The sequence below is a fragment of the Chlorogloeopsis fritschii PCC 6912 genome (assembly GCF_000317285.1).
Lineage (GTDB): Bacteria > Cyanobacteriota > Cyanobacteriia > Cyanobacteriales > Nostocaceae > Chlorogloeopsis > Chlorogloeopsis fritschii.
This window is the reverse complement of record NZ_AJLN01000081.1, coordinates 1-22,201: the sequence shown is the minus strand read 5'-3', so window position 1 is coordinate 22,201 and position 22,201 is coordinate 1. Positions and strand designations below refer to the sequence as shown.

At 42.4% G+C, this 22,201-nt stretch carries 23 protein-coding genes; 12 read left to right on the top strand and 11 right to left on the bottom strand.

What is annotated here, in order from left to right:
- Positions 1 to 268: 268 nt before the first annotated feature.
- Complete coding sequence (locus UYC_RS0114830; RefSeq protein WP_016872825.1) at positions 269 to 1,432, bottom strand: NAD-dependent epimerase/dehydratase family protein; 1,164 nt, start codon at positions 1,430 to 1,432, stop codon at positions 269 to 271.
- Positions 1,433 to 1,875: 443 nt separating this feature from the next.
- Between UYC_RS0114830 and UYC_RS0114825 the strand changes: the two genes are divergently transcribed.
- The 3 genes from UYC_RS0114825 (at position 1,876) to UYC_RS0114815 (ending at position 4,314) form a co-directional block, all read left to right on the top strand.
- Positions 1,876 to 2,217 (top strand): slr0373 family blue light stress response protein, encoded by a 342-nt coding sequence (locus UYC_RS0114825; protein WP_016872826.1) that lies wholly within the window; start codon positions 1,876 to 1,878, stop codon positions 2,215 to 2,217.
- Between the two features lie 97 nt (positions 2,218 to 2,314).
- A complete protein-coding gene (gene ycf46 / locus UYC_RS0114820) occupies positions 2,315 to 3,826 on the top strand; it encodes a stress-responsive protein Ycf46 (protein WP_016872827.1) in 1,512 nt (503 codons plus the stop codon).
- A gap of 137 nt (positions 3,827 to 3,963) precedes the next feature.
- Complete coding sequence (locus UYC_RS0114815) at positions 3,964 to 4,314, top strand: DUF1257 domain-containing protein (RefSeq protein ID WP_016872828.1); 351 nt, start codon at positions 3,964 to 3,966, stop codon at positions 4,312 to 4,314.
- A 170-nt stretch (positions 4,315 to 4,484) separates the two neighbouring features.
- Here the strand turns inward: UYC_RS0114815 and UYC_RS0114810 are convergent, their stop codons facing one another.
- Together UYC_RS0114810 and UYC_RS0114805 are read right to left on the bottom strand one after the other, a co-directional pair.
- A complete protein-coding gene (locus tag UYC_RS0114810; RefSeq protein WP_016872829.1) occupies positions 4,485 to 5,294 on the bottom strand; it encodes a MerR family transcriptional regulator in 810 nt (269 codons plus the stop codon).
- Between the two features lie 18 nt (positions 5,295 to 5,312).
- Positions 5,313 to 5,726 (bottom strand): VOC family protein, encoded by a 414-nt coding sequence (locus UYC_RS0114805; protein ID WP_016872830.1) that lies wholly within the window; start codon positions 5,724 to 5,726, stop codon positions 5,313 to 5,315.
- An 84-nt stretch (positions 5,727 to 5,810) separates the two neighbouring features.
- Here UYC_RS0114805 and UYC_RS0114800 point away from each other — a divergent pair, with 84 nt between their 5' ends.
- The 5 genes from UYC_RS0114800 (at position 5,811) to UYC_RS0114780 (ending at position 9,508) form a co-directional block, all read left to right on the top strand.
- Positions 5,811 to 5,996, top strand: coding sequence for a tyrosine-protein phosphatase (locus tag UYC_RS0114800; protein ID WP_016872831.1), 186 nt, complete (start codon positions 5,811 to 5,813; stop codon positions 5,994 to 5,996).
- Entirely contained in the window at positions 5,989 to 6,129 is a 141-nt protein-coding gene (locus UYC_RS37840) for a tyrosine-protein phosphatase (protein ID WP_016872832.1), read from the top strand. The genes UYC_RS0114800 and UYC_RS37840 overlap by 8 nt, the downstream gene beginning before the upstream one ends.
- Before the next feature lie 16 nt (positions 6,130 to 6,145).
- Positions 6,146 to 7,063 carry a homoserine kinase gene (gene thrB, locus UYC_RS0114790; RefSeq protein ID WP_016872833.1) on the top strand — a complete coding sequence of 306 codons (918 nt, stop codon included), beginning with the start codon at positions 6,146 to 6,148 and terminating at the stop codon, positions 7,061 to 7,063.
- 31 nt (positions 7,064 to 7,094) lie between these two features.
- Positions 7,095 to 7,592 (top strand): coiled-coil domain-containing protein, encoded by a 498-nt coding sequence (locus UYC_RS0114785; protein WP_016872834.1) that lies wholly within the window; start codon positions 7,095 to 7,097, stop codon positions 7,590 to 7,592.
- A 305-nt stretch (positions 7,593 to 7,897) separates the two neighbouring features.
- Positions 7,898 to 9,508 carry an NAD(P)H-quinone oxidoreductase subunit 4 gene (locus tag UYC_RS0114780; protein ID WP_016872835.1) on the top strand — a complete coding sequence of 537 codons (1,611 nt, stop codon included), beginning with the start codon at positions 7,898 to 7,900 and terminating at the stop codon, positions 9,506 to 9,508.
- Positions 9,509 to 9,589: 81 nt separating this feature from the next.
- Here the strand turns inward: UYC_RS0114780 and dndD are convergent, their stop codons facing one another.
- Together dndD and dndC are read right to left on the bottom strand one after the other, a co-directional pair.
- Positions 9,590 to 11,575, bottom strand: coding sequence for a DNA sulfur modification protein DndD (dndD, locus tag UYC_RS0114775; protein WP_016872836.1), 1,986 nt, complete (start codon positions 11,573 to 11,575; stop codon positions 9,590 to 9,592).
- Between the two features lie 84 nt (positions 11,576 to 11,659).
- On the bottom strand, positions 11,660 to 13,318 hold the full coding sequence (gene dndC / locus UYC_RS0114770; RefSeq protein WP_016872837.1) for a DNA phosphorothioation system sulfurtransferase DndC: 1,659 nt from the start codon (positions 13,316 to 13,318) through the stop codon (positions 11,660 to 11,662).
- A 216-nt stretch (positions 13,319 to 13,534) separates the two neighbouring features.
- Here dndC and UYC_RS0114765 point away from each other — a divergent pair, with 216 nt between their 5' ends.
- Positions 13,535 to 15,133 carry a DGQHR domain-containing protein gene (locus tag UYC_RS0114765; RefSeq protein ID WP_016872838.1) on the top strand — a complete coding sequence of 533 codons (1,599 nt, stop codon included), beginning with the start codon at positions 13,535 to 13,537 and terminating at the stop codon, positions 15,131 to 15,133.
- A 262-nt stretch (positions 15,134 to 15,395) separates the two neighbouring features.
- On the opposite strand, the gene UYC_RS0114760 is transcribed toward UYC_RS0114765, so the two are convergent.
- Both UYC_RS0114760 and UYC_RS0114755 read right to left on the bottom strand, forming a co-directional pair.
- Positions 15,396 to 15,881 carry a hypothetical protein gene (locus tag UYC_RS0114760; protein WP_016872839.1) on the bottom strand — a complete coding sequence of 162 codons (486 nt, stop codon included), beginning with the start codon at positions 15,879 to 15,881 and terminating at the stop codon, positions 15,396 to 15,398.
- Positions 15,882 to 15,958: 77 nt separating this feature from the next.
- Complete coding sequence (locus UYC_RS0114755; RefSeq protein WP_016872840.1) at positions 15,959 to 17,044, bottom strand: 2-aminoethylphosphonate aminotransferase; 1,086 nt, start codon at positions 17,042 to 17,044, stop codon at positions 15,959 to 15,961.
- A gap of 6 nt (positions 17,045 to 17,050) precedes the next feature.
- Here UYC_RS0114755 and UYC_RS0114750 point away from each other — a divergent pair, with 6 nt between their 5' ends.
- The gene (locus UYC_RS0114750; protein WP_016872841.1) at positions 17,051 to 17,407 is read left to right on the top strand and encodes a hypothetical protein; all 357 of its coding nucleotides are present in this window, start codon (positions 17,051 to 17,053) and stop codon (positions 17,405 to 17,407) included.
- On the opposite strand, the gene aepY is transcribed toward UYC_RS0114750, so the two are convergent.
- On the bottom strand, positions 17,361 to 18,566 hold the full coding sequence (aepY, locus tag UYC_RS0114745; protein ID WP_016872842.1) for a phosphonopyruvate decarboxylase: 1,206 nt from the start codon (positions 18,564 to 18,566) through the stop codon (positions 17,361 to 17,363). The two genes, UYC_RS0114750 and aepY, sit on opposite strands and share 47 nt — an antisense overlap.
- A 143-nt stretch (positions 18,567 to 18,709) precedes the next feature.
- Here aepY and UYC_RS39920 point away from each other — a divergent pair, with 143 nt between their 5' ends.
- Positions 18,710 to 18,838 carry a hypothetical protein gene (locus UYC_RS39920; protein WP_268743977.1) on the top strand — a complete coding sequence of 43 codons (129 nt, stop codon included), beginning with the start codon at positions 18,710 to 18,712 and terminating at the stop codon, positions 18,836 to 18,838.
- Here UYC_RS39920 and UYC_RS0114740 read toward each other — a convergent pair.
- Positions 18,835 to 19,053 (bottom strand): hypothetical protein, encoded by a 219-nt coding sequence (locus UYC_RS0114740; protein WP_016872843.1) that lies wholly within the window; start codon positions 19,051 to 19,053, stop codon positions 18,835 to 18,837. The genes UYC_RS39920 and UYC_RS0114740 overlap by 4 nt on opposite strands.
- Positions 19,054 to 19,225: 172 nt before the next feature.
- Between UYC_RS0114740 and UYC_RS0114735 the strand changes: the two genes are divergently transcribed.
- On the top strand, positions 19,226 to 19,645 hold the full coding sequence (locus UYC_RS0114735; RefSeq protein WP_016872844.1) for a retroviral-like aspartic protease family protein: 420 nt from the start codon (positions 19,226 to 19,228) through the stop codon (positions 19,643 to 19,645).
- Between the two features lie 46 nt (positions 19,646 to 19,691).
- On the opposite strand, the gene aepX is transcribed toward UYC_RS0114735, so the two are convergent.
- The gene (aepX, locus tag UYC_RS0114730) at positions 19,692 to 21,350 is read right to left on the bottom strand and encodes a phosphoenolpyruvate mutase (protein ID WP_235082858.1); all 1,659 of its coding nucleotides are present in this window, start codon (positions 21,348 to 21,350) and stop codon (positions 19,692 to 19,694) included.
- Positions 21,347 to 22,090 carry a phosphocholine cytidylyltransferase family protein gene (locus UYC_RS0114725; RefSeq protein WP_016872846.1) on the bottom strand — a complete coding sequence of 248 codons (744 nt, stop codon included), beginning with the start codon at positions 22,088 to 22,090 and terminating at the stop codon, positions 21,347 to 21,349. The genes aepX and UYC_RS0114725 overlap by 4 nt, the downstream gene beginning before the upstream one ends.
- Between the last annotated feature and the right edge of the window lie 111 nt (positions 22,091 to 22,201).

Genomic DNA, 22,201 nt, shown 5'->3' with positions numbered 1-22,201 from the left:
ACTTAGACTATACAACTGATAACTAGCGATCGCTGGTCGTCATTTGATCGGAACATATAACGACCAATTTTAGACCAGCGACTAACTTGATTTCAGTAAGTTTTTTTAGCTAGCCTCATTCTGGTTTGCAGTTCTTAAATTGCTTGCTGTTAGTTTTAGTTACCAGCATTTAGTACTGCCCATTCAGGAATGAAGTGGTAGATGCTGATACTAATAATTCCCAGCCCAGGCAGTACTACAAATAAAACGAGAATAAGCGATCGCCTATTCATCCTTTGTTGTTACGATGCCAAGTAACCTTTGGCAAAATTTGATATTTGTCAACTCGATTTTGATATTTGATGGCAAAGTTGAGTAGAGAATCGAGCAAAGAATCAGAGAGATAATGAGGATGCAAACCTAAATCCAGCAGTTTAGTGTTTTTAGCGTTAAAGTAATGTTCTTCTTTCTCGATTCTGGGATTATCCAAATTATTAATTTCTACATTCAATCCCATCGCATTCCCGGCTTTTTTCACCATCAGCGCCAAGTCACCGACACTAAATTGTTCGGTAAATTGGTTAAAGACGCGGAATTCACCGGATTCAGCAGGGTTAGCAATTGCTATCTCTATACATCGCACGGTATCGCGAATATCCAAAAATCCGCGCGTTTGCCCACCTTTACCGTAAACAGTCAAGGGATGTCCAATGGCAGCTTGAATACAGAAGCGGTTCAACGCAGTTCCAAACACACCATCATAATCAAGGCGATTAATTAACAGTTCGTCCATTCCAGTTTCTTCTGTTAAGACGCCGTAAACAACACCTTGATTTAAATCCGTTGCCCGTAGTCCCCAAATGCGGCAAGCAAAGTGGATATTGTGGCTGTCATGCACTTTGCTTAAGTGATACATTGAACCAGGTTGTTTGGGGTAGGGCAAAGTGTCTTTGCGCCCATTGTGTTCAATGGTGATGTAGCCTTCTTCTATATCTATATTGGGTGTGCCATATTCACCCATTGTTCCCAACTTCACTAAGTGACAGTCTGGGAAATCAGCTTTCATCGCGTACAGTAAATTGAGCGTACCGACAACATTATTAACCTGCGTCAGCACGGCATGTTCGCGATCAATCATCGAAAATGGAGCTGAACGTTGTTCGCCAAAATGCACGATCGCATTTGGCTCAAATTGCTGCAGCGCCTTTTGGAGAAAATCGTAATTTGTAATATCGCCAACAAACAGGTCAATAGATTTACCTGTTAAATCTTTCCAACGTTGGATACGTTGCTGAATTGGTGCGATCGGGGTAAGAGTTTGCACACCCAGCTCATTATCCCAGTGCCGCCGCACCAGACTATCTAAAATACCAACTTCATAACCGCGATTAGAAAGGTAAAGTGCGGTTGCCCAACCGCAATAACCATCGCCACCAATAACCAGGACTTTCATTTTCACCAGTTTTTACTCGCTGATAGCTAAATCTACCAGGTTTGTGTCCCCTCTAAACCATCTGATGGAGAGATGAAGTGGAAGCAGGGGGCAGAGGAGAGGGGGAGACAAGGGGACACGGGGACACGGGGACAAGAAAGCATCACGAGCAGAGGGGCTTCAGGGACACCAGGAGAACAACCAACTACTAACTACTGTACGAGCGGGTTTAGAAGATAAATTATCTGTTTGAACGTCAAGACGATCGGCAAAACCCGCCCCTACTATCTATCTAACAAATGACCAATGACCAATGACTAAATACAAATCTACAAAAACCCTAACAATCATTCTAGTGTAAATAAATGTTACAAACATGCCGTCAAAACGTTTTGCTGTCTTGACAACGACAAATAGACTCGATATCGTAAGATACATACCCGGGTAAGACCGTTTAAAGAGTTATGCAAGCTAAGCAAAAGGTTACTTTGTATTTATCGCCGGAGTTGCATAGAAAACTGAAGATACGTTCAGCAGTTGATTCTGAACCAATGTCGGAGCTTGCCGAACGCGCTCTTGTTTTCTACCTGGCACATTCAGAACTAGTAGATGAAGAAACTTCTTACGGAAGTACTCATAAAGTCTATAGTTGTCCGAACTGCGAAAGTTCATTAGTCTTACGGGATGGAGAATTAGTTGCCTTAGGGCAACAGCCGGGATTAATCGGTCAAGAACACCTTCCAATGGAAGAGATGGAAAAAGAATTAACCCATCCTAAGGGTGAGGAAGAATTAGTTCCTTGCTAGATAGGAATTAGGAATACAATTTTTGATTCATGATTCCGCCGTTTTCGCCAGCAGCGATGTCTGGAGTGTCTGTAAAAGGTCTCAAGTAGGTCGATGTATGAAAGAAGAGCTCAATATTCTCATTCAGGCTCAATACCCTCTAATCTACCTTGTGACCTCCGAGGAAGAGCGGGCTGAGCAGGCAATTTTTACAATCGCTCAATCATCAAAGCCACAGCGCCGAGTATACGTTTGGACAGTAACTCACGGCATCGTGGAGTATGGTCAACCCCGGAATGTCACTCAACATAACACCGTATCTCCGGAAGCGGCGATTGAGTGGATTATTCGGCAGAGAGAGCCAGGTATATTTATTCTTAAAGATTTACATCCTTTTATTGATGCGCCTGCGACAACAAGATCTTTACGGGATGCGATCGCCGGTTTTAAGGGCACGCAAAAAACAATTCTTTTGATGTCGCCGATGCAGCAAGTACCCATTGAACTGGAAAAGGAAGTTGTTGTTCTGGATTTTCCGCTTCCAGACATGGGTGAATTAAATAAAGTTTTAACCAATCACATAGATCACCATCGTGGGCGGCGGTTAACAACAGAGGCACGAGAAAAACTTCTCAGAGCAGCTTTAGGATTAACTAAAGATGAAGCTGAAAAAGTTTATCGCAAAGCACAAGTAACAACCGGACGCTTAACAGAAGAAGAAGTAGATATAGTTCTATCTGAGAAAAAGCAGCTAATTCGACGCAATGGTATATTAGAGTACATCGAGGAAGATGCAACCATTGACGCTGTTGGTGGCTTGGAAGAATTGAAGAAGTGGCTCAAACAACGCTCCAATGCTTTTACAGAAAGAGCACGGGAGTATGGTTTGCCCCAACCAAAAGGAATGTTAATTTTAGGTGTTCCAGGTTGCGGAAAATCCTTAATTGCCAAAACTACCTCTCGGCTTTGGGGTTTACCATTGCTGCGATTAGATATGGGACGAGTCTACGACGGCTCGATGGTGGGACGCTCGGAAGCTAATTTGCGGAATGCCCTGAAAACAGCAGAGTCGATTTCCCCAGCAATTTTGTTTATTGATGAATTAGATAAATCATTTGCTGGTAGCACAGGTTCTTCAGATTCTGATGGTGGTACTTCTAGCAGGATTTTTGGCTCTTTCTTAACCTGGATGCAAGAGAAAAAATCCCCAGTGTTTGTAATGGCAACAGCCAACAGAGTGGAAAGATTGCCAGGGGAATTTTTGAGGAAGGGGCGTTTTGATGAGATTTTCTTTGTGGATCTGCCAACACCAGAAGAACGGCAGGATATCTTCACCATCCACTTAAGTAAGCGCCGTACTGACATCTCTAGATTTGACCTTGAACAATTATCTAAGATGTCGGAAGGCTTTTCTGGGGCTGAGATTGAACAGGCGATCGTGGCGGCGATGTACGAAGCTTTCGCCCAAGATCGAGAGTTCACCCAGTTAGATATTATTGCTGCAATTAAAGCTACACTGCCGCTGTCTCGGACGATGCAAGAACAGGTAACGGCTTTGAGAGATTGGGCAAGACAGCGTGCTCGACCGGCAGCATCCTCCGTTGCTGAATATCAGCGAATGGAGTTCTAAAAGCTTTCCCTGCTTAAAACAGGGGGAAAGGCTAGCACCAAACGCTAGCAGTTTAAAAAAAACCGCGTCTAGTTAACGCGGCTTCTTCTAAGACAAATCGTTGTCCTTTTTCTCACTTCTCTTTGGAGGAAACCCAAATGTCTCATTTTAGCACTCTGCGTACCAAGATCACCGATGCTGAAATCCTTAAGCAATCCCTGCGTGACCTCGGCATCACAGTGAAAACTGAAGCAGATGTTCGTGGTTACAATGGTCAGCGTGTTCGTTCTGACATCGTAGCAGTATTAGAAGGCGAATACGATCTCGGTTGGTCTCGCAACAGCGATGGTTCTTTTGACCTGATCGCAGACCTGTGGGGCGTTGCTAAGAAGCACAATCAGACCGAATTGATTAACTCCATCAATCAGAAGTATGCTGTTAACAAGACCTTGACTGAAGTTAAACAACGCGGTCTGCAAAATGCCAACGTTAAGTTGGTGTTGCAATAAGAATTTCTCTGCGCGTTCCCAAAGCTGTACGGGTTAACCAGGTCAAGAGCGGTTAGCCCGCTTTTTTTCCGGACTGGGTTTTTTCCCAGTCCTTATCAGTTTACAGCTTTTACGCCCCACTTTTAAATTTAGCATTTTTTAATATTTACTTCATAAGTTTTTGATTGTGATTAAGCTCTGGCAACAGGAAACTGTATCTCTGTTACATAAGATTCATTATTTTGTTCGTTACCACCAATGATATAAACCTCGCGGTTAGAGCCAATAATTTTATAACCGTTGGCTTCAATCCAAGATATTAAGGCTGCGTAGGCTTGGTTGCTGGTGTCATAACTGCCGTGATGAACTGCGCAAGCCATTTTCTCAAAACCCAGTAATTCATATACCTTCACACGCTTGTTGCTGGATACGAAACTTTCCGCTGATGCAACAGCTTCCCAATCGACATCAGACTCTTTATATGTCGAGTCGTGCCAAATGCCCGCGCAATAGCTGGGTTCTTGAATTCCTTGCTGCTGAAGAGTGTCAAACAACTGATCATAAAGTCGCGGCACAGCAGCGAAATTTGGGATCACCTCTCGTATTGATGCAACTTTGATTGGTTCCACTTTTTTAAGCACGATTTCGTATTTTGGTATGCTTTCCTCCTCGATTTGCTTAAGTCGTGCTTCTACTCGCAATAAGCGTGCCTGTTCTTCCTCTACTAAACGCTGAAGTTCTGCTTGCTTAAGTCGCAGCATACCGCGAATTTCTGCTGATGGTACATTTTCATCTAGCAGTTTGGCAATTTGTTCTAAGGAAAAGCCCAAATCTTTAAGTGCCAAAATACGATTGAGTCGTGGTAACTGCTCGGCACAGTAGTAGCGATAACTTGTAAATTCGTCTACATAAATAGGTTTGAGCAATCCCAGTTGATCGTAGAGGCGCAGTGCTTTTACAGTTACCTGACTAAGCTTGGAAAAATCACCTATTTTCAGCATTTTCCACCTTTTGTTTAACTAAAATTCAGGTGGCCAATTAGGAATGTGTGTTAGCTCTAGTTTGATACCATCTGGATCTAGAAAATATACAGCATAATAGCCAGGCATATAATCATACTCAAAAGGAGGATCGAGAATTTCTACGCCCATCTCGATTAGCTTTTGGTAAAGTTTATCTACGTCTTCTCGACTATCCGCACTAAAAGCTAGATGATGCAGCCCCGGAGAATAGCGATCGTGCTTTTGATTGAGTGATTTGGGGTTAGATGGAGAAATGGTGATTACACCATTAGGGCTTGCCCAGAGAATAATTTGCTCTGTTTTTTCTGCTTGTTCATAACCTAGAAATCCTAAAAGCAGATTGTAAAAAACTTCTGAACGCTCTAAGTTAGAGACTGTCAAGGCTATGTGATTAATTGCTCCCAATTTCATTGTTTATTAACTCTTACTTGTGGCTATTTCTAGTGCACACCCTTCCCTAAGGGCAAAGTCAAGAGCTATTGCGAGGAAATTTTTATGAGTTCACACGAACCCATGCAACGACTCTTAGCGCTGGAAGGTTGCTACAACACCCGCGATATCGGTGGCTATGAAACTTTAGATGGCAAAAAGACGCGCTGGCGTACTGTGTTGCGCTCAGATAGCCTACATCGTCTCACCCCAGCAAGTCAGCAGTTATTGTTAAATTACGGTTATGTTTAAGTCTCCACCGGAAACAGTTCTAGAAACTTTCAGTTATTTGGAACAACAGTATGGCGGAGTAGTTGATTATTTAAAGACAATTGGCATGACTGATGAGCAAATCAACCATTTACATGAGATGCTGGTTGATTGATTAGTTAGTTTTTTCAATGACTGTTGTTTCTTCTGTATCTGTTACTGTTCCAGCCACAACTGCAAATTTGGGGCCAGGATTTGATTGTATCGGTGCCGCTCTCACGCTGTATAACGAGTTTAAGTTCGCTAACCACAATCAAGCTGGAGTCACAATTACTGTGACGGGTTTAGAGGCGGAACAAGTTAAAACTGATGAAAGCAATCTGCTTTACCAGGCTTTTGTAAAGTTATATCAACACTTAGGACAGACTCCCCCACCCGTGCAAATTGATATCAAGCTAGCTGTACCTTTAGCACGGGGTTTGGGTAGTTCAGCGACGGCAATTGTCGGTGGTTTGGTTGGTGCTAATTTGTTAGCAGGCGAACCTCTGACTCAGTCGGAGATAATGGAGTTAGCGATCGCAATGGAAGGACATCCAGATAATGTTGTCCCTGCCCTGATTGGAGGCTGCCGTCTTGCTGCCAGCAGTGACGAGGGTTGGGAGATTTGTGATGTTCCTTGGCATGAAGATATTGTGCCAGTAGTGGCAATTCCTAATTTTGAGCTTTCTACCCAGGAGGCGCGACGGGTGCTGCCAACTCAAGTGAGCCGTGCAGATGCAATTTTTAATACAGCTCATCTAGGACTGTTGTTACGCGGTTTGGAAACTGGTAGGAAAGATTGGTTGCGGGCTGCTTTGCAAGATAAACTACATCAACCTTACCGAGAATCACTTATTCAGGGTTATGAGGCTGTCAAAGAAGCCGCCCTTGCTGCCGGTGCTTGCGGTATGGTAATTAGTGGTGCTGGCCCTACACTATTGGCATTAACAGATACAGCCCATTCAGAAACTGTAGTGGCGGCAATGTCGTTTGCTTGGCAGCAACAGGGAATTTCACCAGTGGTGCGATCGCTTGCTATTGATACTCAAGGAGCAAGAAGCTTTTGTTAATCATCAGTCATTTATTCACAGATAAGTAACAATGGAGCAATATCAGGCAGAAATAGCAGCAATTCAATCTCAAATTCAGGCTTTGCGTCAAGAACGTGCCGCTCTTGCTGTCAATGTAACGCCTCCAGAGAATGATTCACCCCAAGCAATAGCACAAGTGTACCGTCGGCAAGCGAAAGAAAATCCTGAGTTGTTTGCAGAACTGAAGGGGATAGATGATGCTATTGCTGCCCTAGAAGCTCAATTGAAACAAAAACAAGCCCAGTTAACGCGTCGGCAGACACAATCAATCCAACAGCAGCAGCTAGAGGAGGCAAAAAAACAGGCTCAAATTCATGCTGAACGTATCAATGAACTAGCAGCCGAACTTGCAACAGAAATACGCAGTCTCAAGGCTTGCGCCGATCAACTCAGCCCTCTTTACTGGCAAGTTTATTACAAACCCTTTATCACTGGTTTCAAGACTATTTCCGTTCCCCATGTCCGTTCTGATGGGGAAGTATGGACGATTGTTAATCGGATTGTTTAAAGTCCATGAAAAATTGAGATGCCCGACTTCTCGCCAGAAGTCGGGCATCTATTAGTATTTGAGGAATTGTCATAACAAATATCCTCCTGAAGACAGTTATATTAAGATATGTAACGGTAGTGCAAACCACCGTTCTTTGTTGACGTTGTAATTCTTAACATTTAGAATGAGTCTAGAGAGCTTTATAAGTATTTATTACTATTTATGCCTAATATTTAATCTTCTAGAGATAAATAACGTTTACAAAAGTATGAACTGCTTAATATAATGTAATTAAAAGCAAAAACGAAAAACGATTGTCAGTGATGATTGCTCAAATACCCTGGTTAACAACCATAATCCTCTTGCCGCTGGTGGCTGGTTTAGCCATCCCGCTCGTCCCAGATAAAGAAGGTAAAACAGCTCGTTGGTACGGTTTGGGAGTAGCGATCGCCGACTTTGCCTTAATGATTTATGCTTTTTGGCATAACTACGACTTTCAAAACACCACCTACCAACTGGTTGAAAAATATGCCTGGGTGCCGCAAATAGGCCTAAATTGGTCAGTAGCAGTAGATGGTTTGTCAATGCCGCTAGTACTGCTAACAGGCTTAATCAACACACTCGCAATCTTCGCGGCTTGGAAAGTAACCAACAAGCCGCGTTTGTTTTATGGTTTGATGTTGGTGTTGTATAGTGCCCAGATTGGGGTGTTTGTCGCTCAGGATCTGCTGTTGTTCTTCTTGATGTGGGAAATTGAATTGGTGCCTGTGTACCTGTTGATTTCCATCTGGGGAGGGCAAAAGCGCCGTTATGCCGCTACTAAATTCATTCTCTACACCGCAGCCGCTTCAATATTTATCTTGGTAGCAGCTTTTGCGCTGGCATTCTATGGAGATACCGTTAGCTTTGACATCACAACCTTGGGAATGAAGCAATATCCCAAAGCACTGGAACTCCTAGCTTATGCAGGTTTCTTGATTGCGTTTGGCGTGAAGATGCCAATTTTCCCTCTCCACACTTGGTTGCCCGATGCTCACGGTGAAGCTTCTGCACCCGGTTCGATGATTTTAGCTGGTGTGTTGTTGAAGATGGGTGGTTATGCCCTGATCCGCATCAACATGGAAATGCTGACTAATGCTCATGTTTACTTTGCCCCGGTGTTAGCAATTTTGGGTGTAGTCAACATTGTTTACGGTGCTTGCTGTGCCTTCGCTCAAACTAATCTCAAGCGTCGCTTGGCTTATTCTTCGATCGCCCACATGGGTTTTGTTCTGATTGGTATCGCTTCTTATACAGAAGTAGGTATGAGCGGTGCCGTACTGCAAATGATTTCCCACGGTTTGATTGCCGCTACCTTATTCTTCCTCTCTGGCGTGACTTACGAGCGTACTCACACCTTGATGATGGATCAAATGGGCGGTATTGCCAAGGTAATGCCGAGAACCTTTGCTCTGTTTACTGCTGGTGCGATGGCTTCTCTAGCGCTACCGGGAATGAGTGGTTTTGTTGGTGAATTGATGGTATTTTTGGGAATTGCTAACAGCGACGTTTACAGTTCCAACTTCAAAGTCGTAGTTGTGCTGCTATCTGCTGTAGGCGTGATTATGACTCCGATTTATTTACTGTCGATGTTACGCCAAGTGTTCTACGGCAAGCAAAACACCGAACTACATTTGGATGCGATTGTACCTGATGTTAAACCCCGCGAACTATTTATAACCGCTTGTTTAATGATTCCCATCATCGGTATCGGTTTGTATCCAAAATTGGCAACACAAACTTATGATGTCAAAACTGTAGAAGTAGCAGCCCATGCCCGTCAATTTCTACCAGTTGTAGCCAGACAGCAACCATCAAGTTTATATTCCAGCGTTTTTACAGCGCCGACGTTGGCTACTTCCCAAGCTTCAAGTTTAATTAATATAGCTGATTAGATATTTCTTCCACAGGCTGGTGCTATTAAATAATTTTAGAAACAAAAGATGGGGGTGATTGTGCGATCACCCCCATACTTTTTACCAAAAATATTTATTTTCTATCACTGTTGTTTGGCGAGTGGATGAGTCGTATTTAAGGAGGTATTCGCGAGCGATCGCTTCGTTATCTCGCAGAGTTTGAACTTCTTTTTTTCCGATTTCTGTGTCCGTGGAAAGTAAAATCACTTGATGGCTGGCTGAGGGAAAGTAACGTTCAACTAAGTTACTGCGATGCGAAGAATCTAATCTGCCCAAGGGTGTGTCAATCGCCACTGGTAAGCGACGCCCGGAGACTCGCGCCAAGCCCCACAAAAAGGCGATCGCTAAAAGTTGTTTTTCTCCTGCCGAAAGACGATGTTTAGGAACCGATTTACCTTGTGAGTTATACAAAGATAAGCTAAAGGTGTTGGTATCGATAGCTATGCGATGCACCAAATCAGATTTGTGCAGTAGATAGCGGAAGCACTCAGTGACTTCATTTTCTAATTTATTTAATTTTCTTAAAGTCAAACGTTCTCGAAAAAGTTTAAGTGTTTCTTGAACTCTAGCAGAAGCAACAATAATATGTTCTATATTCTTACGGTCTAAGGTTTGCTTAGTATATTCTTGTAAGTCCTTTTTTAGCTTTTCAATTGCAGTTTCTAATTCAACTAGACGGCGGCGTGTTGTTTCGCAATCAGCTTTAACTTCAGCAACTTTCTTTTGTGCTGCTTGCATTGCATCACGTAATTTATTGTATTCTTCTGGCGATGCTGCTGTCTGCACCTGTCTTTCCAAACCGATAATTTCTTCTTCTTTAGTTTTCAGAATAGCAAGTTGTTGCTTTGCGGATATTTTGGCATTCTGCAAATAATAAATAACATTACCTAACTGACTGAGAGCTTCATCATCAGCTAATAACCAAAGTTCTTCTTTTAGAGAAGAGGAGTTTTGCATCTGCTCATCTTCTGCTAGAAAAGCTTTGATTTTATCAACTTGTTCTTTTGCAATATTTAAATTACTAATCAATTCGAGTAAGCGCTTATCTCGCTCCAATAATATATCTCGTGCCATTCGCGCTTGCCGGAGACGAAATTCTTTTTCTCCTTGGGCTTGCACTTGCGAGAGTAATGGTTGAATTAACACCAGTGTTAAAACATCACCAGCTAATTCACACATTGCCTTACGAATTTGTTCGGCTTCTGTGGTTCTTTCTTCCTTCAATTTGTCTAACTGACTGCGTTCTGCTGCAATTTTGCCACCTTCAGAAATAAATTTATCAATAGCTATAGCTTGTGATTTTTCAGCTAATTGTAATTCTTTTTGTAGAAACACAAATTTTTGCGTTTCTATTTTATGCTCATCTTGTAATTGCTTTAGTTTCTGCTCAATTTCTTCTAAATTTTCTAATTCCTGCTTATCAGCTATTTCTTTACGTTTGCGATTAACTAAAATATCTATATCACCAGCCAAACGTTCAGCCAATTCTAATCCTAATAAAGCGCGAATTGCATCTACAACCATTGGTGGTGGTATTTCTTGTTCTGCTAACTCCTTCACTTGTTCTCCATCAAAAAGAAACAAGTTAGAAATTCCTAAAGGCAATAAATTTTCGATATACTCATCCCAAATATTAACTAAAGCTTCAACAGGCCATGTGTCATCATCACCCAAAATGCCTAAATTATCTTTACCATCTTTAGGATTTCTTTCCCACGTTCGTACAATTCTGTATTTAACTGGCTGGTCATTTTCAATGTGTTCAAATACTAATTCAATGCGAGTTTTATCATTGGCAGGTGTATGACTGTTAACGCATTGAGTGAGAAAATCGCCATAGCTCAAATTTCCACGCGTAGAGCATTGGGCGCGATGTCCATAAAGTGCAAGACGAATCGCATCCATGAGCGTTGTTTTTCCTCCTCCATTCATCCCACCCAAAAGAAGAATCGGGCAAGCATTATCTTTAATTTTTGGATCTAGATTTATTACCTGACGCCCATTGTAGGGGCCAAAATTTTGGAGTACAAGTTCAAGAAAAATCATTGATATTTAGTTAATAGTTAATAGTTAATGGTTAATGGTTAATAGCAACTAACAATTAACAATTAACCATGAACAATGTTTTGTTTACTTATTGGGGAATTTCATACTTGCCCAAGTCTTAGGTTTAGCAGCCGAGGGTTTATCTGTGGAATCAACAGATGGCTCGCTCTTTGCGTCCACTTGTTCACTTGTTACATTCGTTGCTGCATCTGTGACTACAAAATCTCCTAAAGTTAGCTGCTTTACCTTTTCCACATCACCTTGAGCAACCGCTGTTTTCAAATCTCTTTTCAAATAAGCATTTTTAATTGCTTCTTCTTGGGAACGGGAGCTAGTATCAAAACATTTCTCTAGGGCGTCATATATGCCCACACGCCGCGCCATCTTACGAAACTGGCGTTCTGTGTCCAATAGCTTTGCCATTAATTCCAAGTGCATGGCATCACCTTCACAAATTTCTTCTAGCACTGCCCACTCGTCGCTACCCAAGAGACTATAGTCAGCACCAGGGCGGGGATCTTGGAATTCTTCACCAGTCACTTCTTTATATATGCGGGGTAAACTATCATCAAACTCGTGTTTTTCTTCTAGCCAAATGCGGCGAATTTCACTTAGTTCTTCAGGAGCGAGCAGGGTAATATCGCGCATACTTTCTGGTGCTGTATGGCGGATTTGTGTTTGCGCTTCTAATACTCGTCTTAGCCAATGTTCGCGCCAATATTTAGTATAAGGGCCTGGGATTGGTTCTACTGATTTTTCTCCATCTTTGTTGCGCTCAAAAAGTTGAACATTCCCCCAAATTCTTCGGAAATCTCTTCTGTCGCGATCGTCTTCTGCATCTAATTCATTGCGGATATCTAATAAAGGCTGCATCCATTCTTTTTCTTCATCATTTTGGATCATTGCCTGCATCGATTTATCCTGACTCACCAGCGTGCAAACCCAGCACCCAAATCGGGAATCACCACAACTAGGAGTGGAAGTATCAACAACTAAGGGGCATTCGTTATCTGCGGTTGCACCTCTATATATATTGAATAATTCTTTGTTGCTCCCTCCCCAAGGATTTTCACACTGATTGAGATAAATCCAAACATCATTATTACTCCAATCTTCAATCGGGGTGTAAATTAAAGAATTGAGCAGGCTACCATTAGGACTGAGGCGATCGCGAACTCTCCGCATTTGATGCTTTTCCATTGTGGCTGCACGTTTTGAACTTTCGGCTTTGCGAGTACCCAAAACCAGAATTGTTTCACCATTGGCTCGAACCATCTGGCGGATAAAATGGTTAGCCGGATTAATTTTCAGACGTTCGGTACACCAACGAAATTGATTGCGTGGTGCGGGGTAGCCTTTACCAATTAGATTTACCCAAAATGTGTCTTGAACCACAGGCTGTAGCAGATGAGGTTCAACAGGCATTTGTTGTTTCTGTGCCGCAGACTTTAGCTGTTGCAAAGATTTACGTACCCAAGCAGAAACAATCGGGTTTTCTACTTTAGTATCTGTTGTAATTACATGAATTGTTTTAGTTCGTTTTTCTTTTGGGAGGGCAGCGATCGCATTCCAAACTAGCTGCAACACCGTACTAGAATCTTTTCCCCACGATACCCCTATAATCCAAGGTATTTCGTCCAAACAATATAACTCTTGGATCTCAGCAGTGAGAACTGGTATCTCATCCAGCACAGTAGTACGCACTTTTCCATCTTGATTTTCTGCTTTTTGTGCTGTAGCCATTTCTCCCTACCTATGTAAATACAGGTAACTCCATCCCTAAATTCTTCCTGTCAGCTAGAAAGACAGAAGATGGTGCAATATTTATCACCCTTTATATATGTACTGGAAGTACAACCATAGTATTGTAATCCTTAAAGGTTTTTAAAAACTTTGCTCGCTGAATCAATTTTCTTAGAGAATTATCCTGATTTATAATTAAAGATTTTAAAAATTAACATGGATGAAAGTGCTGCCTACCCAACTGCTGATATTGCCAGTGAGTACCTAGAAAGGGAAAACAAGGATAAACAGGTGCTGGCTATTTTACTAGAAAAGTTCATGAACCAGAAAGATCGGATTTTGGTTCAAAAGACAGAAATGGGTGGTACTGAGGCCTATGTTGGCTCTGTTACCTTAGAATGGCTTGCGGGTAGAGTTCGCTTTGCATCTGCCTTACCCCTACTTCAGCAAAAATATAATCCGCAGACTGATAATGTTGAGATTGACGCCGAGAGTATTGACGAAATTCAGCAGCGCCCCCTTGATTGGTCGCGTCAACTACCACTAGCTCAGTATTTGATAAGTCGCAAAAATCACAAATTTCCACCAGTGCTGGTAGCGATAAATCAACCGTGGGTGGACAATTCCCAAGCTTCTGAGTGGAATAGCCAAGGAATAGCTTTAAAATCTACCACAAACTTTATACCTCTGGATAAAGAAGGCAAGGTCGGTTTATTAAACGTTTCTGAGGAGGATGTAACCATTTATGCACTGGATGGACAACATCGCCTCATGGGTGTACAAGGGTTGATGGAATTGCTGAAAACTGGCAAACTCCAGCGTTATAAAAAGGATAAATCTCCTGACAACACATTTATTACAGAGGCGGACTTGATTGAGCAGTATAATCTTCAACCAGCCTACCTGCAAAATTTACCGAAAGAAAAAATTGGTATTGAGTTCATTTGTGCAGTAGAGAAAGGAGAAACCCGCGAACAGGCAAGACGACGCGTAAGATCCATATTTGTGCACGTCAACCTGATGGCTGCACCTTTAACAAAAGGTCAGTTAGCCCAGCTCAACGAAGATGATGGTTTTTCTATTGTTGCTAGAAAAATCGCTGTAACCCATCCACTATTGGAACAGCAAGAAAGCCGAAATCCTCGCGTCAATTGGAATAGTGCCACAGTTGCAGCCAAGTCAACAGTTTTGACGACACTGCAAGCGCTGAAAGATATGTCTGAGCGATACCTGGGGCAAAAATTTCCTCACTGGAAACCCTTAGATAAAGGTCTAATTCCCATGCGCCCAGAGGATGAAGAACTGGAGGAGGGAATACGGGAGTTTCACAAGCTTTTTGATTATTTGGCAAGTCTTCCTAGTTATAAACTTTTAGAAGATGAGGATACACCAGCCTTACGGCGATTCAGTTTTGAGAAAGATGGGGGCGAAGGGAATATGCTTTTCCGCCCTGTCGGTCAAGTAGCTGTAGCGCAAGCTTTAGGAATCTTGGTTTTCCGCAAAGGATTTAATCTAGACAACATTTTTAAGAAACTGCGGAAGTTCGATCAACAAGGTGGTTTTAGTAGCATGGAGTTCCCCCAGTCTATTTGGTATGGCATTTTGTACGATCCAAATAAAAAACGGGTGCAGGTTGCTGGGCGAGATTTAGCAGCTAAGTTACTTATTTATATGTTGGGTGGAATTGAGGATCAGATGGAACGTGCAGAACTTCGTAAAGCTTTGGCTGATGCTAGAAGAGTAGAAAATAAAACTATCGGTTTTGATGGTAATTTTGTTGAACCAAAGCAGGTAGGGCTTCCGACTATTTTGTAGTTACTATCAAAGAGTTGGCGATCGCTCAATTTTAAGGAATAATCACGGCGATAGCGATCGCTATGAGTTTTCCTCAATCTTTCCCAATTTGCAACTAACAGCACAACAAGTCTTTGTGCCAGGGTGCTAATCGCCCTTCAAGCCTGAACTAGGCAAAATTTCACTAAGGGTGTAGATATCTCACCTACCCAGACATCTTCTATCTTGACAATGTTACTTCTGGGGTTATTGTAAATTTGCTCCTTCCACACTGGCTTTAAATCTATGGGAACACTCCAATCGCCCCTCTGCTCCCATGCTGAATATTGATTTTCATAAGTAAACTGAACCCCCAGTATGTGCCGGGTTTGAAATCACTAAATATCCAACAGCAACCGCCTTTTTCAATAAATACAAACTTCAGTTTATGGCTCTCCCATTGAAAATATCCTTTTAACGCAAGAGTTAGGCTTTTTCCAGGTATCAATAATTGAAAATCAGATAATAGAGGATTGTAGCTTCCATTTACATTAGGGCCGAATTTTGGAACCTTTTGTTGATTTAATTGTAGGAATTGTGGACGCGCAAAAAAGAGTAGGAAACTACGAGTAATTGCTGTGTTATTAGTAATCCGAATACCAAACTGAACTTGGAATTTAGCATTAAGTAGCTTTGGTGGAATTTGCACGACACGCTCAGGCATCAATGTTTCAAATTGAATGCCGTCTACTTCAATAATATTGCTGTTGCTGGATTCACTTGATGACATTTTGACTGCCCTCTCATACCGTTTCACTTTTTTAGGCGCTAGTTGACGTTAGAGGGTAAATTCATCTCCAAACAAGTTTACTGCCTCGCCTGAATCATCTGTTTTACCACAGCAAGAAAGCGTTCCATATCTGCATGAGCGATCGCTCCCATTGTCGAGACTCGAAAAATAGATTTGGCTAAATCTCCTTGCCCAGCATAAATCACAAAGCCTTGTGCTTTCAGTTCGTCGTGAAATTCCTCATAGCTAAATCCTTCTGGCAAGTAATAAGCATTAAGGACAACTGACGAACTTTCTGCGGTAAGTAGGGGTTTAATTCCCATTGCCACTAATCCATACCTTACTAAGCTAGCAAGTTCGCGGTAATAAGTATGTCTAGCACGCCAACCTCCTGCTTCTTCGAGTTCGTCCAAAGCTTCTGCTAAAGCATAAAATGCTTGAACTGATTGAGTAAAGGGAGTAGCGCCTTTATCTTGTTCGCGGCAATATGTTCCCAAATCTAAATATAAAGTACGTGGCATAGTATCTGTTGAAGGTAGTGCATCTCGCCGCACAATAACAAAAGATGTTCCAGGAATACCGTGCAGACATTTGTTGGCTGTGGCAGCACAAGCCGTAATTCCCCAATTAGCAAAATTTATTTCTTCACCACCAAAACTGCTCACCGCATCTACCAAAAGTTGGATGTTGCGTTCCTGGCAAATAGGGGCAAGTTCAGCTAAATTATTCAAACGACCTGTGGTAGTTTCGTGATGGACGACGGCAAGGTGAGTAATATCGGCATTTTCATCTAGAAGTTTGACTAAACCTTGGAGATTAATTTCAGCACCCCAAGGATGATGGAGTGTTAGGCAATCAATGCCGTGAATCGTGGCTATTTTCGATAATCTTTCGCCATATACACCGTTTTCAATCACTAGTAACTTTCCGTCCCTTGGTACTAAACTTGCAATCATTGCTTCCATTGCTGCCGTACCAGAGCCAGTGAGCAAAACTGCTGCAAAGCGATCGCTCTCTAGGTTATATACTTTTAGTAGCTTTTCTCGAATTTTGGTTTGCAGCTGAGAAAATTCAACTTCACGGTGACACAAATCGGGACGCAATAAAGCATTTCTCGTGCGATCGCTCAGATTGACAGGGCCGGGATTAAGTAAAATCATCATTGAGTATTGGATACTGGGGATATAGGACAGGAGCCAGGTTTTGAACTAGAAGTTTCTAGTTTTAAGCCTGAAGGTTCTCTTTTTAAACTAGAAGTTTCTCATTTTGAACTAGAAGTTTCTAATTTCAAGCCTGAAAGTTCTCGTTTTAAACTAGAAGTTTCTCATTTTGAACTCGAAGTTTCTGGTTTCAAGCCTGAAGGTTCTCGTTTTGAACTAGAAGTTTCTCATTTTGAACTCGAAGTTTCTAATTTCAAGCCTGAAGGTTCTCGTTTTAAACTAGAAGTTTCTCATTTTGAACTCGAAATTTCAAATTTCACTAAAACTTCCTATCTTCTCTTCCTTCTGCCTTCTCCTGAAAACTAATATGAGATATCAAACGTTGCAACACCGCTTCCGGGGATAGGTTAGGGCGTGGTAAATTTTCCAGCGTTCCCGCACGAATTTTCAAATGAGCGAATTTGGGACTAGAATTACTATCCGCAGCAAATAGGGCATCTAGTAGTAAGAGGTCGTCTCCTGCTAAGGTTGTACCATAACCGCAGGCTTGAGCAATTTTGGCAAAATCAACGCCAGCAGAAACTGTTGCTTGAGCGCCAGTAGAATCGTGGGCTTCATTATCTAAGAGAATGTGGAGTAAGTTAGAACCGCCATAAGTGCCGATGGTAGCAAAATTACCCATTCGCATAAGGGCAGCACCATCTCCGTCAATCACCACTACCTTTAGTTCCGGAAGCACTAAAGAAAGCCCCAAACCCAACGAGGAAGCGCAACCCATCGACCCTACCATGTAAAGGTGATTGCTGCGATCGCTACAAGCAAAAAGTTCTCGCCCCGTATATCCGGTGGTTGCAATTATTACTGTATTTGGCTGTTGAGTGAGTTCAACAATCTTCTCTAGTACTTGATAGCGGGAAACGCGTTGCTCTTTGTCGCCTGTAAAAAAACTTTTCTGCGTCGAACCGAGATTATTTCCTTCATTGATGGGAGAACGAGTGGGAATAGAAGCACGTTTCAGAGCATGGGGAGCCACAGTTCCCTTACGCATAATTAAAGCGTAGGGACGACGTTCTTGGTTCATGTAGGCATTGGCACGTTGTAAAACAGGTTCTATTTCTGCGGCTTCTGTAGGAAAGAATTCCCAAGGAACTGCGATCGTTTCCAACAATTTATCTGTGATTTGCCCCATCAGTTCGTGTTGCGGTTCATCTTTGAGTTGGCGATCGCCCCGCAGCGTACAAATTAACAGTAATGGAATCCGGAATGTATAAGCAAGAGAAGTCAGGGGGTTAACAGCATTGCCCAAACCAGAGTTTTGCATCATCACTACGGCTTTTTTACCACCAATTGTTGCTCCTGCCGCAGTTGCCAATGCATCTCCTTCGTTAGCTGAAGAGATATAAGTAAGTTGAGTGTCGTTAATAACGTAGTTGATAAAAGGGGTGAGAAAGGAACAGGGTACACCTGCGTAAAATTCAAAGCCAAGCCTACGGGCAGCTTCTACAAATTCCTCTGCCTGAATCATTATCTATAACAACTCCCGATCAAATCCAACCTTGAAGGCTGGTATTTCTCAAAAAAATCTTATCAAGGACTTCTCCCCTTTCTCGTTCCCAGTCTGGAGGCTGGAAACGCACTTCTAGAGGCAGAGCCTCTAGGGGTAAGCAGGTGGAGCCTCTCGGAACGCATTCCTTGCTAGAAGCAAGGAACGAGGAATGGAGTGAAATCCCCACGATACCCTCCCAAGTAGTGGCTGGAGCGATCGCCTTCGGTGGGTATTACGTGCGATCGCGCTAGACTTCTCTATACAAACACCGATCAACTTTCTCTGACCAATCTGGCTCTCCCTGTAACTGCAAAGATTTAGCAGTTTGAAGAAATGATTTAGGTTTTTGTTCGTTTGGTAAGATACTTTCAACGACAATTCGCACCCTCGTACCTACAGCTAAATTTAAGGGTGTTTCCAGTTGAAGGGCTGTGCCGTCAAATATGGCTTCGATCTCTTGAAGCATGATTTTTTTGGGTTGGGAACTGTGTTCAGTATAGCCTGACCATTACTATGGAGCTTGCAGGTAGTAGCTGGTGCGATCGCCATTTTCGCAACGATAAGACGGTGATTTGGAAATGCGATCGCACTGTTCACAGCAGCAGTGATTTATTCTAGAAACAAAAAGGAACAAAATTATGCGAGCCTACAAGTTGAATGCTACTAATGATTCTATGGGTGAGGTTCGCGTCAAAGTTAAACTGACAAATGCCATAGACGAAGCGCTTGTGAGCCGAGGAATACTCAATCCCAATATGCTGCGGGTGTGTGAAACCGAAGCACTGGTGGATACTGGGGCTGTGCGTACAGTACTACCGATGTCGATTGTACAGCAGTTAGGTTTGAGGATTCGAGGTCAGCAGGTTGCTCAATACGCTAACGGCATGGAGGAATCTGTCGGCTTGACGGAACCTGTGATTATAGAATTGGAAGGACGGGAAACTACTGAAGCGGTATTAGTGATAGGTGATACTGTGCTGATTGGGCAAACAGTACTTGAAACGCTAGATTTGTTGGTTGATTATAGAAATCAGCGACTTGTACCCAATCCAGAATAACCCTATTATCCCGTAATGAGGATATAGCATGAATCACATGACGGTATCATTTTTGTAATTGGAAAGCAAGGTCAAGGTCATCTAAGGAGTTAATATCTAGCCAGTGACCGCGAATATAAATCACCTTAATTGGTTTACCTTGGGCAATTAAATAATTACACAAATCTGCTAAACTCATACTGTTAAAATCTGCTTGTTTTTGTAACTCATTTAAAGCTTCTTCTAACCATTGTCTGCCCTGACTGCGAAAGCGCAACATTCCAACCCAGCGTCCACTAAATTCCTTACCTTGTGTCTGCATTGCTTTGGAGATTTGCAGGAGATCGACATTTTGTCCAAACAAGGACAGTTCATCTGGGGCTGAACAATAGGCATAGTCAGGAGAACCACTCACTGATTTACTGTGCTTAACCGAATCGACGATAGTAACGATTTCTCCTGGACAGTCTAATAAATCTCGGAGGATGTAGCTTCTAAAAAGCAAATCACCGTAGACTACCAGCATATCATCGCTGAATTTGCCTTGGGCGCAGGCTAAAGAAGCTAATTCTCCTGTGGTTTCATATTCTGGATTCTGTATAACTTTAGTCCCAGGTACATCAATAGTTTCCGGTTTATATCCTGCAATAACGGTGACATTATTAATAGCAAGTTTCTTAAATTTATCTACTAAATTTCTAAGCAAAGGTTTACCACCAATAGGTAACATGACTTTGGGCTTATCTAGTGTTAAACCGTGGAATTCCTCTCCCCTGGTAGCAGCGAGAACAAAAGCATGAGTGTGCTGGCGTCCATCAGAGAAGTAGCGTTTTTCCGCTGCTTGTAGTTCGTCTGCTCCCTGCAAGCGAAAAATTTCCTTGAGTGGAGCAATATGATCTTCAATGTTGACTAAGGTTTCGCTAGCTTGAACTTCTTTGGCGATCGCTTCCATGCTGGCAACGGCAGCACGAATCATGTGGTTTGCCCAAATTACCAAGCTAATTCCTGCTTGGCGAAAGACATCGGTTGGAGTGCTGTAATATTTGGTGGGGACAATTACTAAAGGAGAGCGCCCTGCCCACTCTTTAGCAAAGGCTAGCACTTGATCGGGACGAGATAATTTACTGTGAATTAGAATCGCGTCTGCTCCTGCTGCGTAATAAGCTTGTGCTCTACGCAGTGCTTCAGGTAGATCCCAACCTGCAATTAAAGCTTCGACACGGGCAATGATGCAGAAATCTGCGTCTATTTGGCTGTCTTTACCTGCTTTGATTTTGCCGCAAAATTCATCGATATCAGCCAATGGTTGACGGTTGCCGTTGATAAAACTGTTGGTTTTTGGGAAAAGCTTATCTTCGATACAGACTCCCGCTATACCTCGTTGTTCTAGCTTGCGCACGAGACGTCGCATATTATTAAAGTTGCCATAACCCGTATCTCCATCTAATAAAATCGGAATTTGGGTGATGTCGGACATAAACTCTAGCATTTCTACAATTTGCGTCCAACTAGCTTCATTGTTATCTCGAACACCAAATTGAGCAGACAAAGCTAACCCACTTGCCCAAATGCCTTTAAATCCAGCCTCTTCCACAATCCGAGCACTAATGCCATTGTGGGCTTCCATGATAAATTCGAGTTGAGGCGATTCTAGTAATGCTCGCAGGCGAGTGCACTTGCTTGGTTTTGAACTTGTAACAACAGGTGCGGATAGTTGGTTCATCATTCTCCTAACTGAGGTAAAATCTCGTTCTCGGCACGTTTAATATCCTCTGGAAAATCAATTTCGATCCAAGATAAGCCAGTGATATCTTCGTACCCAAAAGCTTTTGGAGTTTCTAAAAGCAGATCCCGAATTACTTCTTCATAAGGTTCTTCATGTCGCTGGTTCGCAACATAGTGTTCCGCACGCTCGGCAAGACGCAGGGCAACTTCACCCTCAAAACGAAAGAATCCTACTGATTCACCTGCAAAGTCATATGTTAAATCTGGAGCAACTTGTTTGCGAAACTCGACTAAATAACCATCTCGAACACAAAGCTTTACTGGTTCTTCTCCTTGTTCAAAATCTCGATCCAGCAAAAAAGAGTTGGAAATATTTGTTTTCACCAATCTTTCTAAAATGCGGCGATCGTACAAAACATCTGCATCCATCAATAACAGATGCTCGCCGGATTTAAGGTGTTCTCGTAACGCCCAAAGGCTGATAATACTTCCTTTAGTGTAATCAGGATTGTAAACAGTACTAACCCAACTCTCTACTCCTAGAGCTTGAATTTGATCCTGGATTTTTTCAGCCTGGTAACCCACAGCGATCGCTACTTCATCTACCTGCAAATCGCGCAGATAGTTCAAATGGCGTTCTAGTAGTGATTTGCCGTTAAAATTCAGCAAACACTTGGGTTGGTTTTGCCCGTTTTTACCCAGGCGTCGCCCAACACCGGCGGCTAAGATTACTGCCTTCATTTTATAAAGTTACCAAATGAGCTAGGAGACTGAGAATTTTAGAATTTTACAATGACAGTCTCTAGCTGAATACAAGGTTTATTAATATTTTATTAATTAGTTCTTAATCTA